Source organism: Massilia oculi (assembly GCF_017582745.1).
In the GTDB taxonomy this organism is placed as follows: domain Bacteria; phylum Pseudomonadota; class Gammaproteobacteria; order Burkholderiales; family Burkholderiaceae_D; genus Telluria; species Telluria oculi_A.
On sequence record NZ_JAFVIM010000001.1, the window covers coordinates 379,896 to 393,178 of the forward strand.

Consider the following 13,283-nt stretch of genomic DNA (forward strand, 5'->3'; position numbering starts at 1 on the left):
TCAAATTCGGTAAGCGGTGGTGGTCATCACCTTCGCCATCGCCCGCATCGCCACCTTGACCGGCAAGGGCAGCGAGGCCGCGCCGGCAGCCTGCGCCGCGTCGGCGTGCGCGATCTCGTCGATGCGCATCTGGTCGACGATGGCGCGCGACTTGGCGTCCTGCGCCGGCAGCAGTTCCAGATGGCTGTTCAGGTGCGCCTCGACCTGACGCTCGGTCTCGACCACGAAGCCCAGGCTGACCGGGTCGCCGATCCGGGCCGCCACGCTGCCCATCACGTAGGCGCCCGCATACCACAGGGGATTCAAGACGCTCGGCTGCGATCCGAGCTCGGTCAGGCGCTGTGCGCACCAGGCCAGGTGGTCTTCTTCCTCGCGCGCGGCGTGCTCGAACTGCGTCCGCACCTCTTGCGTATGAGCGAAGTTGGCCTGCGAATCGTAGAGCGCCTGAGCGCAGACCTCGCCCACGTGGTTCACCCGCATCAGGCCCGCGCTGTGGCGGCGCTCGGCGTCGCTCAATTCGCCGTCGATGGCGTGCGCGCCCGGGTTCGGGCGCGACATCGCCGCCACGCCGCCGACGACGCGCAAGGCCTTGTCGACGCCGACGATCAGTTGGTCCAGGGGGCTGATGAAACGGTTCGCAATCATGGTGTGCTCGATGTTCTGGTCGCTGAAGCGTCCATTATATGCCTTCGGCATGCGGCCCAGAGCCCGCCTCTGCCTTCGGCGCCGCTTGTTCTTCACCCTGTTCATGTTTCTTGCGCGCGATCCAGGCCGCCAGCGGACCTTCCGGCTCCAGCCCCGAAATGTTCTTGGCCACGCCCAGGTTCAGCTCCAGCAGGAACGGCACCGACACCAGCGGCACGCCCGGGCAATGGCGCTTGAAGGCGTCCAGGAAGCGCGCCGACTCCACCGTCGGCATCACCTTCGCGCCGCTCATGAACTGCAGCACGCTGGTGATGGTGTGGCCCTTGCCCAGCGTGTGGTAGATGAAGCGGTTGAACTCGCGGTCGACCGCCTTGAAGTCGATCTCCTCCTTGGTCATCAGGCCGGCCAGGTAGACCAGGCCCAGCGCGACGCGGAACCAGTCGGTGGATTCGGCCCGGCTGCGCCCTTCGCGCATCAGGATCAAGAGCTTTTCTTGGGTGATGGAGTCCATGCTTCCATTATCCATGCTTTGCCCCAGCTTGCGCCGCACGCCCGCCCTCTATTGCAAGAAATTTATCAAAAGAAAACCATCGTGCGTCCTGTCACCGGATAATGCGGTCTGGGTCCCTGTTTGGACCGTGTGTCGCACCGAGCCCGCCGCGGCCGTGCCGATTGAATACAATGCCAGTGTGAAAAAGTGTTTGACCTTGCGTAAAGACGCGCAGGGCTGCAGCCAGGAGTCGTCATGCAACTGAAAATCCGCAATTTGTCCAAGACCTACGCCAATGGCGTGGTCGCGCTGGACCGTGTCACGCTCAACATCCCGGCCGGGATGTTCGGGCTGCTCGGCCCCAACGGCGCGGGCAAATCGACCCTGATGCGGATCCTGGCGACCTTGCAGGAATGCGATTCCGGTTCGGTATTCCTGGACGATATTGACGTGCTCGACGAAAAGGACGCGGTGCGCCGCATGCTGGGCTACCTGCCGCAGGATTTCGGCGTCTATCCGAAAGTGACCGCTCACGAACTGCTGGACCATTTCGCCCAGCTCAAAGGCCTGTCGCACAAGGCGCGCCGGCGCGAGGTGGTCGACGGCCTGTTGCAGCAGACGAATCTGTGGGAAGTGCGTGACCAGCGCCTGGGCACCTTCTCGGGCGGCATGCGCCAGCGCTTCGGCATCGCCCAGGCCCTGCTGGGCGACCCGCGCCTGATCATCGTCGACGAACCCACCGCCGGCCTCGATCCGCAGGAACGGGTGCGCTTCCACAACCTGCTGTCGGACATCGGCGAAGAACGCACCGTGCTGCTGTCGACCCACATCGTGTCCGACGTGGCCGACCTGTGCGCCAATATGGCGATCATCAACAAGGGCCAGGTGCTGCTGTGCGGCGAGCCGCAAGAGCTGATCTACGGGATCGAAGACTTCATCTGGGCCCGTTTCGTCACCAAGGCCGAGCTGCCGGCCTTCCAGTCGCGCTACAGCGTGATTTCGACCCGCCTGCTCAGCGGCCGCACCCTGATCCATGTGTACTCCGAGGACGATCCGGGCGACGGCTTCGAGCCGGCGCGCGCCAGCCTGGAAGACGTGTATTTCGCCACCATCGCCGGCCGCCACAACCCGGCCGCCGGGAACTGCTGACCGTGCGCGCCCTGTTCGTCATCGCCCGCTTCGAAGCGGGCCAGCGCCTGCGGCGGGTCTCGACCTGGGTCTATTTTGCCGTCTTCGTGGCGCTCTCCATGACCTGGATGGCCGCCTCGGGCGGCGCCTTCCGCGACCTGATCGTCGCCTTCGGCAACCGGATCCTGATCGACGCGCCGCGCCAGATCGCGATCGCGACGGCGCTGCTGGGCAGCCTGGGCACGGTGGTCACGGCGGGGATGATGGGCCGCGCGGTGCAGCAGGACTTCGAGCACGAAATGCACCACTTCTTCTTCAGCGCGCCGTTAAGCAAGGCCGACTACGTGTTCGGCCGCTTCCTCGGCGCGTTCGCGACCCTGGCGGTGATCTTTTCCGGCATCCTGGTCGGGCTGTGGCTCGGCACCTTCATTCCCGGCATCGCGCCCGACCGCCTGGGCGGATCGACGCCTTCGGCCTGGATCAAGCCCTACCTGTTCACGCTGCTGCCCAACCTGTTCATCTTCGGCGCGATCTTCTTCGTGCTCGCCGCGCTGACCCGGCGCATGCTGCCGGTCTACGTGGCCGCCGTGGTCATGACCATCGGCTATACCGTCGCGCCGTCGCTGGCGCGCGACCTCGACTTCAAGACCCTGGCCGCCCTGATCGACCCGTTCGGCACCACCGCCCTGTTCCTGCTGACCGAGTACTGGCCACTCGCCCAGCGCAACCTCGATCCGATCGACCTGCAGGACGTCTACCTGGTCAACCGCCTGCTGTGGTGCGGCTTGGCGCTGCTGGCGCTGCTGCTCGGCTACTGGCGCTTCCACTTCATCGGCGAGGCCGACGCGCAGGCGCGCGCGCGCGGCCGCGGCCATGCCCAGCCCGACCTGCCGATCGACTTGTCGCAAGCCGCGCGCGACACCACCGCGCCACCCGATTTCGCGGCGCGCAGCCTGGCGCTGCTGCTGCTCAAGTCGGCGCGGGGCGAGCTGCGCGAGATGACCCGCAACGTCTACTTCGCGGCGCTGGCCACCGCCGGCGTGCTGGCCCTGGTCGCCGGCGGGATCGACCTCGACGCCATCTACGGCACCGCCACCTATCCGGTGACCTATATGGTGCTGGAGCTGATCCGCGCGGTGTTCGGCCTGTTCGTGCTGGCCACCACGATCTTCTACGCCGGTGAACTGGTCTGGCGCGAACGCGAGGCGCGCGTGGCCCAGATGTTCGACGCGCTGCCGGTGCCGAGCTGGCTGCCGCTGGCCGGCAAGACCCTGGCCCTGGTCGGCCTGCAGGCGCTGCTGCTGCTGCTGGCCATGGTCACCGGCATGCTGATCCAGCTGTTCAAGGGCTACTTCCAGCTCGAGCCGGGACTCTACCTGCACGCGCTGTTCACCATCCTGCTGCCCAACTACGCGCTGGTCGCGGTGCTGGCGATCGCGGCGCAGGTCGTCGTCAACCACAAATACGTGGCCAACTTCCTGATGATCGCCTGGGTCGTGGCCGCGATCCTGCTGAGCGGCGCCGGCCAGAACCATCCGCTGCTGCTGTACGGGGTCTCGCCCGACATGACGTATTCGCCGATGAGCGGCTTCGGCCACCACCTGCTGCGCGACCGCCTGTATCTGCTGTACTGGAGCGGCGCGGCGCTGATGCTGCTGGCGCTGGCGCGCGCGCTGTGGCCGCGCGGCGTCGACGACGCCTGGCGCGAGCGCCTGCGCCTGGCGCGCCGCAACCTGACACCAAAGGTGTTGACCTGCTTCGGCGTCGGGCTGGCCGTGTTCGCGGGCGCCGGCGGCTTCCTCGCCTGGGAACTGTCGAGCGGCGGCTACCTGACGCCATGGCGCGGCGAGCTGCTGCGCGCCGAATACGAGAAGCGCTACCACGGCTTCGCCCGGCTGCCGCAGCCGCGCATCGTCGACGTCAGGCTCGATGCCGCCATCCATCCAGAGCAACGCGCCCTGCACGTCAAGGGCAGCTACCGGCTCGAGAACCGCAGCGGCGCGCCGATCCGCGACCTGGTGCTGTACCAGCAGCGCGGCGCGCGCTTGACGCCGAGCTTCGGCCAGCCGGCGACAACGGTCGCGCTCGACCCGGACCGCGGCTTCTACCACTATCGCCTGGCCACCCCGCTGGCGCCGGGCGCGCGCCTGGACTTCGATTTCGAACTCGATTACGCGCCGCGCGGCCCGCTGGGCCTGGGCAGCGACACGCCGGTGGCTGCCAACGGCACCTTCTTCACCAACGAGGTCATGCCGCGCATCGGCTATCAACCCTCGGTCGAACTGAGCGACCCGCGCGACCGGCGTCGCCACGGCCTGGCCGCGCGCGCGCCCATGCCGGCGCGCGACGACCCGGCCGGCCGGTCCAGGCACCGCATCGGCGTGGACGCTGACTGGATCGGCTTCGACGCCACCGTCAGCACGAGCGCGGACCAGGTCGCGATCGCGCCCGGCACACTGGTGCGCGAATGGAACGAAGGCGGACGGCGCCACTTCCGCTACAAGATGGACCGCCCGATGCTGAACGCCTATGCCTTCCAGTCGGCGCGCTACGAGGTGCGCCACGATCGCTGGCAGGACGTGACGATCGACGTCTATTACCAGCCGGGGCACGACGTCAACGTCGAGCGCCTGATCCGCGGCGCCCAGGCCGGCCTGGACTACGGCGCGCGCCATCTCGGCCGCTATCCGCTGCGCGAGCTGCGCATCGCCGAATTCCCGCGCACCGTCCGCGTCACGCAAGCTTTCCCGGGCCTGATCCCGTTGTCGGAAAGCGCCGCCTTCATCGCGCGCGTCGACCCCGGCTCGCCCAAGGACCTCGACTACCCGTTCTACGTCAGCGCCCGCGAGACCGCGCGCCAGTGGTGGGGCCAGCAACTGGTCGGCGCCGATACGCGTGGCGCGACCGTGCTGACCGAGAGCCTGGCCGAATACACGGCGCTGATGGTCATGAAGCGCACCTACGGCGCGGACAAGATGCGGCGCTTCCTGCGTTATGAGCAGGAGGCCTACCTGGTGGGCCGCGCCCAGGAACAGGAAAAGGAACTGCCGCTGGCGCACAACGAGAACCAGCGCTACATCCACCAGCGCAAGGGTGGCCTGGCGCTGTACCTGTTGCAGGACATGCTGGGCGAGGACGTGGTCGACGGCGTGCTGCGCGGCCTGCTGCAGCAATACGCCTATCGCAGCGCCCCCTATCCGACCGCTTCCAGCCTGGTCGGGGCCTTGCGCGCGGTGACGCCGAAGGACAAGGCCTACCTGATAGACGACCTGTTCGAATCGATCGTGTTCTACGAGAACCGCGCCGCCGGCGCCGTCGCACGCCGCCGCCCGGACGGCAAGGTCGAGGTCACGATCGATGCCCACGCCGGCAAGCTGAGGATGACGGACGGGGGCGAGGAACGGCCGATGCCGCTGAACGACTACATCGAGTTCGGCGTGGATGATCGCATTGGCAACCCCTTGGTACGCGAACGGCGGCTGGTGACCCAGGCCGCGCAGCAACTGACCCTGGTGGTCGATGGCGTGCCGGGCCGCGCCGGCATCGATCCTGACAACAAATTGATCGATCGCAAACCGAATGACAATATGCTGCCAGTCGACAATCAATAGTTCTCGCGCTATGATCGAAGCAAAATTATAGGAGAGAGCATCATGTCCAACGCCGTCGCGGAAATCGCCGAACGACTCAAGCTGTTGAGCCCGGCCGAGAAACAGGAAGTCATGCAGCTGCTGCTACAGGATATCGACGGCCCCGACCAGGACGCCGATGAAGCGTGGCGCAACGAAGTGGTGCGGCGCGTGAAAGCGATCCGCAATGGCGAGGCGGCAATCCTCGCGCTGAAGGAATGGCAAGAATAAGCATCGCGCATAGCTGATGCTGGAATGAAAAAACCGCGGCAAGCCGCGGTTTTTTTACGTCCGGACGGGCGGGCCCACCACCGATCCGCTTACTTTTTCGCGGCGGCCGCGGTCGCCTTCTTGGCTGGCGCCTTTTTGGCCACGTTAAATCGGGGTCAGGTCTGACATTTAAATCGGGGTCAGGTCTGACATTTGGACACGACCTGAACTGTGTTAAGGAAGATCATTGCAGAGGCCGTGTCCGAATGTCAGACCTGACCCCGCTTGTGACCAAGTGGTGCGGCGCGTGAAAGCGATCCGCAATGGCGAGGCGGCAATCCTCGCGCTGAAGGAATGGCAAGAATAAGCATCGCGCATAGCTGATGCTGGAATGAAAAAACCGCGGCAAGCCGCGGTTTTTTTACGTCCGGACGGGGCGGGCCCGCCACCGATCCGCTTACTTTTTCGCGGCGGCCGCGGTCGCCTTCTTGGCTGGCGCCTTTTTGGCCACGGCCTTCTTCGCCGCTGGTTTGGCGGCCGGCTTTGCAGCCGCCTTGCGCGCCGCCTTCACCGGCGCTGCCGCGCCATCGGCGCCATCGGCGCCCGTCGCGGCATCGGCATCGGCAGCCTTGCCCTTGGCGGCGGCGCCCGGCTTGGCCTTGCGCTCCTCGAACTCGAAGCTGATCTTGTTGTCCTTGCCGCGCACCAGGAAGGCCTTGAATGCACGACGGGTACGCTGGGACACGAAGCCCGGCAGCAGGTCGGTCTTGCCGTCGTTGAGCAGCTTGGCCATCTGTTCCGGCACGATTTCCTGCTGCAGGATGATGCGTCCGCTGCGGAAGTCGCAAGTCTTCGGCTTGGCCACGCTGTGCTCGCAAACATAGGCGAGCGGCATTTCATACACGCCGCCGTTACACTTCGGGCAAGGGCCGACCGGGGTCTGGCCGCTGAAGTCGACGCCTTCGCCCTCTTCGCCTTCCTCGTCCTGTCCAAAGTCGAACTCGAGCTTGAAGTTCTTGATCTCTTCATCGCGCACGATGCGCAGGATGGCGGCAAACGGGCGCCCCATCTTCGAGCGGAAGCCCTGCAGCGGACCGATGGTGCGGTTCTTCAGCAGTTCTTCGACTTCCTCGATCTCGAACTGGCGGCTGCCCGGCGTCTTGCTCATCGAGAAGTCGCACTTGGTGCAGGCGAAACGGCGGTAGTTTTCCTTGACCACGCCGCCGCAGTTCGGGCACGGGTTGACCAGGGTCGCGTACTCGCCGGGAATCGTGTCGTTGTCGTATTCCTTGGCGCGCTTGACGATGATCTGGGTCATCTGCTGGATTTCACGCATGAATTCTTCGCGCGAGATCTTGCCCTTCTCCATTTGCGACAGCTTGAATTCCCATTCGCCGGTCAGCTCCGGCGCCGTGAGTTCATTCACGCCCAGGCCGCGCAGCAGGGTCATCAGCTGAAACGCTTTCGCGGTCGGCATCAGTTCGCGCCCCTCGCGCAGCAGGTATTTCTCGGTCAGCAAGCCCTCGATGATGGCCGCGCGCGTGGCCGGCGTGCCCAGGCCCTTGCCGGCCATCGCATCGCGCAGTTCGTCGGAGTCGACCAGCTTGCCCGCGCCTTCCATTGCCGACAGCAAGGTCGCTTCGTTGTAGCGCGCCGGCGGCTTGGTGACCAGGCCGTTGGCCGTGACCTTGTCGGTCAGTACCTTCTCGCCCTTGGCCACCGGCACCAGGTTGGCGCCGTCCTTGTCGTCGCCAGTGTCCTTACCGTACACGGCCATCCAGCCGGGGTTGGTCATGACCTTGCCCTCGGTCTTGAACTGGTGGCCCGAGACTTCGGTATAGCGGGTCGTGACCAGGAACTCGGCGGCCGGGAAGAACACGGCCAGGAAGCGGCGCGTGACCAGGTCGTACAACTTTTGTTCAGGCTCGGAGAGGTTCTTGGGCACCACGCCGGTCGGGATGATGGCGAAGTGGTCCGAGATCTTGGCGTTGTCGAAGATGCGCTTGTTCGGCTTGACCCAGCCGTTCTTGGTGATCTGCTTGGCGAACTGGTTGTAGTTATTGGTTTCGGCCAGCGCTTCCAGGGTCGACTTCACGGTGCCGATATAGTCCTCAGGCAGGTGGCGCGAATCGGTACGCGGGTAGGTCAGCACCTTGTGCTTTTCGTACAGCGCCTGGGCCAGGCCCAGCGTGTTCTTGGCCGAGAAGCCGAAGCGGCCGTTGGCCTCGCGCTGCAGCGACGTCAGGTCGAACAGGCCCGGCGCCATCGAGGTGGTCGGCTTGCTTTCCTCGGTGACATTGCCCTGCTTGCAGCGGCAGGCGGCCGCGATCGAATCGGCGGCGGCCTTGCTCCACAGGCGCTCGGCGCGCTTCTCGGGATCGTTCTCGTCCTTCTTGAATTTCTGGTCGAGCCAGCGCCCTTCGTAGACGCCGGCGGCGCATACGAACTCGGCGCGCACTTCCCAGTAGTCGCGCGGCACGAACTTTTTAATTTTTTCTTCGCGCTCGACCACGATCGACAGGGTCGGGGTCTGCACGCGGCCCACCGTCGTCAGGTAGAAGCCGCCCTCTTTCGAGTTGAAGGCGGTCATGGCGCGGGTGCCGTTGATGCCGATCAACCAGTCGGCTTCGGAGCGGCAGCGCGCGGCGTCGGCCAGCGGCAGCATTTCTTCGTCGCTGCGCAGGTTGTTGAAACCTTCGCGGATCGCGTTGGCCGTCATCGACTGCAGCCACAGGCGCTTGACCGGCTGCTTGGCTTTCGCGTTCTGGGCGATCAGGCGGAAGATGAGTTCTCCTTCGCGGCCCGCGTCACATGCGTTGATCAGGGTGGTGACGTCCTTGCGCTTGATCAGCTTATTGAGCACCTTGAGACGCGATTCGGTCTTGGCGATCGGGTTCAGCGCGAAGTAAGGCGGGATCATCGGCAGGTGGGTGAAGCTCCACTTGCCGCGCTTGACGTCGTGTTCTTCGGGCACCGCGATCTCGAGCAGGTGGCCGACGGCGGACGAGAGGACGTAGTCGTCGGACTCGAAGTACTCATCGTGCTTGGTGAAGCCGCCCAGCGTCTTCGCGATATCGTTCGCGACTGACGGTTTCTCGGCGATGATGAGGGATTTGGTCATAGTGATTCTCGTCGTGCTATCTATATAGTGTGGGCTTGCGCATCATACATGCTCACAGCCAGACCGTGAAATTCCGGCCATAGTGTCTGATTGGTAACTGTCAAGATGAAGCGGCCAATGATAAGCGCGTTATCGCGCTCCCTGCAAGTACACCTTGCGCTACAGGACGGTGCGATGCGCACCGCATGCCGCCTCTTCGCTGCCCAGAAATGGGGCACAAGAAAAGCAAAACGGGGCGTCAGCCCCGTTCGATGGATGTTGCGGTGTGGTACGTAATTCAGTGCAGCAGACGCGGTTCCTGCTCGTCGTCGTCGCTGAACAAGTCGTCGAACATCAGCGCGTCCGGCTCCTTGCCCTGGCTCCAGAGCACCATCAGCACGATGATCTTGAGCTTGCTCAAGGCAATGGGAGACTCGTCGCAGGCCAGCGCGCGCTCGATGACGATCTCGCGCTGGATGGGGCCGAGCACCTTGGCGCTTTCGAGGAAGGCGATGAAGCCGATCGCGGCGCTGCCCAGCTCGATGTATTCCTCGTCCACGTAGTAACGCGTGCCGGTGGAGGCATCGATCGTGTCGGGCAGGGGCGCATCGGTCAGCCCGGTCAGCCAGTCCAGCGCTTCCGAGATTTCGATGTCGTCGAAGCCGACGGCGGACAGTTTACGAGCCAGGGCTGCCGGCTCGGGGCAGGCGTCGGGACGGTAATACGTCTCGTAGAGATAGACCAGGATGTCGAACATAGTGACGCTACTGTAGCAGCTAAACTTCGTGCGGCACAAGTAGAGCGCGCCTGACGAGCTGCCTCGCGGAAAAAACGTTGTATCGAAGCCTTGTTCGATCAGCCAGCTTACTAAAAACCATTAAAAACAAGAACATACAATTCGCAAACTGCGTTAACAGAAGCACAGCCAATCCATCAAATGTGCATCCGAATGGCCTGATTTGACGTAGCCCTAAGGCCAGATGCGCTGCACCCTTCCACCCGGCAATTGCGCCACCAAACCGGCCAGTTCCAGACCCAGCAGGCGTCCGCCGAGCTCGCCCGCATCGGCCCCGAGACGCGCCAGCAAATCGTCGAGCGCCACCGGTTCGTGGCCCAGCGCGGCCAACAGTTCGGCGTCTTCTTCCGCCGTCTCGCCGGGCCCGGCATTCCTCTCTTGTGCGATGGCCGCCAGCGGCGACACGCGCATCGCCAGCAACACCTCGTCCACCGTCTCGACCAGCTGCGCGCCATCGCGGATCAGGCGATGACACCCCTTGGCCAGCGCGGAGTGAATGGAGCCGGGCAAGGCGAACACTTCCCTGCCCTGCTCCGCCGCCATCTGGGCCGTGATCAGCGAGCCGGACTGGGCGGCGGCCTCGATCACCAGCACGCCGGCGGCCAGGCCGCTGATCACGCGGTTACGGCGCGGGAAATTGGCGGCCAGCGGCGGCGTGCCCAGCGCGTATTCGCTGAGCAGGCAACCGTGTTCGGCGATGCGATGGGCCAGAGCGCGGTTGCGCGCCGGATAGACGCGGTCGAGGCCGGTGCCGACCACGGCGATGGTGGCGCCCGGCCCGCGCAGCGCGCCTTCGTGGGCGGCGGTGTCGATGCCCAGCGCCAGCCCCGAGACCACGCACAGGCCGGCACCGGACAGGGCCGCGGCAAAGGATTCGGCGTCGAGCTTGCCCTGCACGCTGGCGTTGCGGCTGCCGACCACGGCGACCAGGGGCCGCGCCAGCATCTCGATGTTGCCGGCGGCGTACAGCAGCAGCGGCGGATCGGGGATCTCGGACAATGACGCCGGATACCGGGGATCGTCGAAGGTGAGGAGGTGATGGCCGGGTTGCTTCAGCCAGGCCAGGGTGGCCTCGACCAGGGCCGTCAAGGCGGGCGTGACCGGCGCGCACAGGGCGCGCGCCTGGCTGGCCGACACGTGGGCCGCCAGCGCGGCCGGCCCCGCCCTGAAGATGGCGCCGGGCGAGCCGAAGGCCGACAACAGCGCATGCGCGCTGCGGCAACCCACCCCGTCCGCCTGCTCCAGGCGCAGCCAGTCGGCGATCGGGGTGGCGCGCTCGGCAATGGGATGGGTTTCCGTGGCTTGCACGGTATTGGTTACTCGGGTGATTTGGCGACGTCGCCCACCTGCACCGGCGCCGTCACCTGCATGACCAAGCCGTACGAGACGTTCTTGAACACGCGGAAGATGAACAGGTTGCCGTATTGCTCGTCGGGCAGCTTCAACTGCTGCCGGCCCAGGCCCAGGAAACCCCGACTCGCTGGATCGGCCACAGTCTTCCCCAGATGATAGAGCTGCAGCACGGCGCCGACATCGAGTCCGTCAACCGCGCCCCGATTGACAGTGACGACCTGGCTCTGTCCGGCGTAGGTCACGCCCGAGTAGATCGACATGATGCGGCCGTCGAGGGGTTGCAGCGGCGCATGCGGCACGTAGTTGCGCACCGGCGTCGGCGGCGCCGGCACCAGCAGGTCGCCCACGCCCATCTCTTGCAGGGTATTGGTCACCTGGAAGGTGTGCACGTCGACGCCGGGCGCGGCCGGCTTGAGCAGCTTGACGGTGCCCAGGAAGGCGGCTTCGTGCGCCAGCACCTGGCCGGTCTGCGGGTCGCGCAGCGCGGTGCCCGGACGGAACACCTGGAACACGCTCTCGCCCCCGATGTCGCCGTGCACGTAGACACGGTCGCCCTCTCCCAGGTAGACACGGCCTTCCTGCGAGGCGGCGATGCGCGGCGCGCCCGCCAACTCGTCGGCCTCGACCACCAGCGGCTGGGTCAGATAGGGTTCGATGGCGCCGGCGGGAATTGCCGGCACGGCGTCGCGCGCCAGGCCTTCGCTGCGCACCTGTGGCGACAGGCGGGTCAGCGGCGGCGCATCGCGGCCGTCGCCGGCGTCCAGGCCGCTGCCGGGCTGCTGCAGGCTGAGGCGGCCGCGCGCGCGGTCGAACCAGATGGTCTGGCCCGGATAGATCCAGTGCGGGTTGCGGATTTCGTCACGGTTCATGCCCCAGACCTGGGGCCAGCACCATGGGTTGCGCAAGAAGGCGCCAGAAATATCCCATAAGGTATCGCCCTTGACCACGACGTGCTTGTCCGGTGCGTCCGGGCGGAAACTGCAGGCAGCAGTAGTGGGCGTTGCAGTCTGGGCCGAGGCAGCAGCTGCGCATGCGAGCAACGCCGCCGCAGCAGCATGGGCCACGACTGTGCTAAAATTTTTCATTGAAGACGTCCGTTTAATGCGGCGTAAGATTAAATGATGCCGCCAGATTGCAGCTGCATCCAATGCAGGTCATGATGCTGAACAGGCCGCGCCGTCATCCGGCCCGGCCGCAGCCAGAGATAGCACGACGTACCGCTCCCCGCTCACGGAAGGGTTGCTGTATAGAATCAAATTCTGCACACAAATCCCTGAACTAGCAAGCAAACCGAGGTCTGCGCGCCAGGGCGTGTGGCGGGTTTGCGTCCTGTCTTATCTGCCAGCCAAGTACCCGTTCAACCTAGACAACTCCACCGACATCCGATCCGATATGGCACTTCTCGACATCCTCCGCTACCCCGACCCGCGCCTGCACAAGGTCGCCAAGCCGGTCACCGAATTCGGTACCGAGCGCCTGCGCAAGCTGGTGGCCGACATGGCGGAAACCATGTACGACGCGCCCGGCGTCGGCCTGGCCGCCACCCAGGTGGACGTGCACGAACGCGTGGTCACCATCGACGTGACCGAAGCGCAAGAAAAGCTGATGGTCTTCATCAACCCCGAAATCACCTGGGCCAGCGAAGAAAAGCAGGTCTACGACGAAGGCTGCCTGTCGGTGCCCGGCATCTACGACGGCGTCGAGCGCCCGGCCCGGGTCAAGGTGAGCGCATTCGACGTCGACGGCAAGCCGTTCGAGGTCGAGGCCGACGGCCTGCTGGCCGTGTGCATCCAGCACGAGATGGACCACCTGATGGGCAAGGTCTTCGTCGAATACCTGTCGCCGCTCAAGCGCAACCGCATCAAGGCCAAGCTGCAGAAGGAAGAGCGCGGCATGCAGCGCGACGCCGCCCAGCGCGCCGGCCGCCGTTGA

The 13,283-nt window shown here is 65.4% G+C and carries 10 protein-coding genes; 4 read left to right on the forward strand and 6 right to left on the reverse strand.

From position 1 onward, the window contains the following. Together coq7 and J3U95_RS01825 are read right to left on the reverse strand one after the other, a co-directional pair. Entirely contained in the window at window positions 1–645 is a 645-nt protein-coding gene (coq7, locus tag J3U95_RS01820; RefSeq protein ID WP_208277064.1) for a 2-polyprenyl-3-methyl-6-methoxy-1,4-benzoquinone monooxygenase, read from the reverse strand. 34 nt (window positions 646–679) lie between these two features. Continuing rightward, window positions 680–1,156: a hypothetical protein gene (locus tag J3U95_RS01825; protein WP_208276997.1), complete on the reverse strand. Its 477-nt coding sequence runs from the start codon at window positions 1,154–1,156 to the stop codon at window positions 680–682. 234 nt (window positions 1,157–1,390) lie between these two features. Here J3U95_RS01825 and J3U95_RS01830 point away from each other — a divergent pair, with 234 nt between their 5' ends. The 3 genes from J3U95_RS01830 to J3U95_RS01840 are packed head-to-tail and all read left to right on the forward strand — an operon-like array spanning window position 1,391 to window position 6,123. Next, window positions 1,391–2,284: an ABC transporter ATP-binding protein gene (locus tag J3U95_RS01830; protein WP_123071357.1), complete on the forward strand. Its 894-nt coding sequence runs from the start codon at window positions 1,391–1,393 to the stop codon at window positions 2,282–2,284. 2 nt (window positions 2,285–2,286) lie between these two features. Next, the gene (locus tag J3U95_RS01835; protein WP_208276998.1) at window positions 2,287–5,874 is read left to right on the forward strand and encodes an ABC transporter permease/M1 family aminopeptidase; all 3,588 of its coding nucleotides are present in this window, start codon (window positions 2,287–2,289) and stop codon (window positions 5,872–5,874) included. A gap of 42 nt (window positions 5,875–5,916) precedes the next feature. After that, complete coding sequence (locus J3U95_RS01840; RefSeq protein WP_147936576.1) at window positions 5,917–6,123, forward strand: addiction module protein; 207 nt, start codon at window positions 5,917–5,919, stop codon at window positions 6,121–6,123. Between the two features lie 436 nt (window positions 6,124–6,559). Here J3U95_RS01840 and J3U95_RS01845 read toward each other — a convergent pair whose 3' ends face one another. The 4 genes from J3U95_RS01845 to J3U95_RS01860 all read right to left on the reverse strand — a co-directional run bounded on the left by J3U95_RS01845 (window position 6,560) and on the right by J3U95_RS01860 (window position 12,436). Further along, complete coding sequence (locus J3U95_RS01845) at window positions 6,560–9,223, reverse strand: DNA topoisomerase III (RefSeq protein WP_208276999.1); 2,664 nt, start codon at window positions 9,221–9,223, stop codon at window positions 6,560–6,562. A gap of 277 nt (window positions 9,224–9,500) precedes the next feature. Then, the gene (locus J3U95_RS01850; protein ID WP_208277000.1) at window positions 9,501–9,959 is read right to left on the reverse strand and encodes a Smg family protein; all 459 of its coding nucleotides are present in this window, start codon (window positions 9,957–9,959) and stop codon (window positions 9,501–9,503) included. A gap of 213 nt (window positions 9,960–10,172) precedes the next feature. Next, window positions 10,173–11,306 (reverse strand): DNA-processing protein DprA, encoded by a 1,134-nt coding sequence (gene dprA, locus J3U95_RS01855; RefSeq protein ID WP_208277001.1) that lies wholly within the window; start codon window positions 11,304–11,306, stop codon window positions 10,173–10,175. A gap of 8 nt (window positions 11,307–11,314) precedes the next feature. Next, entirely contained in the window at window positions 11,315–12,436 is a 1,122-nt protein-coding gene (locus tag J3U95_RS01860; RefSeq protein ID WP_208277002.1) for a LysM peptidoglycan-binding domain-containing protein, read from the reverse strand. A gap of 307 nt (window positions 12,437–12,743) precedes the next feature. Between J3U95_RS01860 and def the strand changes: the two genes are divergently transcribed. Next, complete coding sequence (def, locus tag J3U95_RS01865; protein WP_208277003.1) at window positions 12,744–13,283, forward strand: peptide deformylase; 540 nt, start codon at window positions 12,744–12,746, stop codon at window positions 13,281–13,283.

Excerpts from the sequence above, each read along its gene's own strand:
- def (WP_208277003.1), top strand. The coding sequence starts at position 12,744 with ATGGCACTTCTCGACATCCTCCGCTACCCCGACCCGCGCCTGCACAAG.
- J3U95_RS01850 (WP_208277000.1), bottom strand. The coding sequence starts at position 9,959 with ATGTTCGACATCCTGGTCTATCTCTACGAGACGTATTACCGTCCCGAC.
- J3U95_RS01825 (WP_208276997.1), bottom strand. The coding sequence starts at position 1,156 with ATGGACTCCATCACCCAAGAAAAGCTCTTGATCCTGATGCGCGAAGGG.
- J3U95_RS01845 (WP_208276999.1), bottom strand. The coding sequence starts at position 9,223 with ATGACCAAATCCCTCATCATCGCCGAGAAACCGTCAGTCGCGAACGAT.
- coq7 (WP_208277064.1), bottom strand. The coding sequence starts at position 645 with ATGATTGCGAACCGTTTCATCAGCCCCCTGGACCAACTGATCGTCGGC.
- J3U95_RS01830 (WP_123071357.1), top strand. The coding sequence starts at position 1,391 with ATGCAACTGAAAATCCGCAATTTGTCCAAGACCTACGCCAATGGCGTG.
- J3U95_RS01840 (WP_147936576.1), top strand. The coding sequence starts at position 5,917 with ATGTCCAACGCCGTCGCGGAAATCGCCGAACGACTCAAGCTGTTGAGC.
- J3U95_RS01860 (WP_208277002.1), bottom strand. The coding sequence starts at position 12,436 with ATGAAAAATTTTAGCACAGTCGTGGCCCATGCTGCTGCGGCGGCGTTG.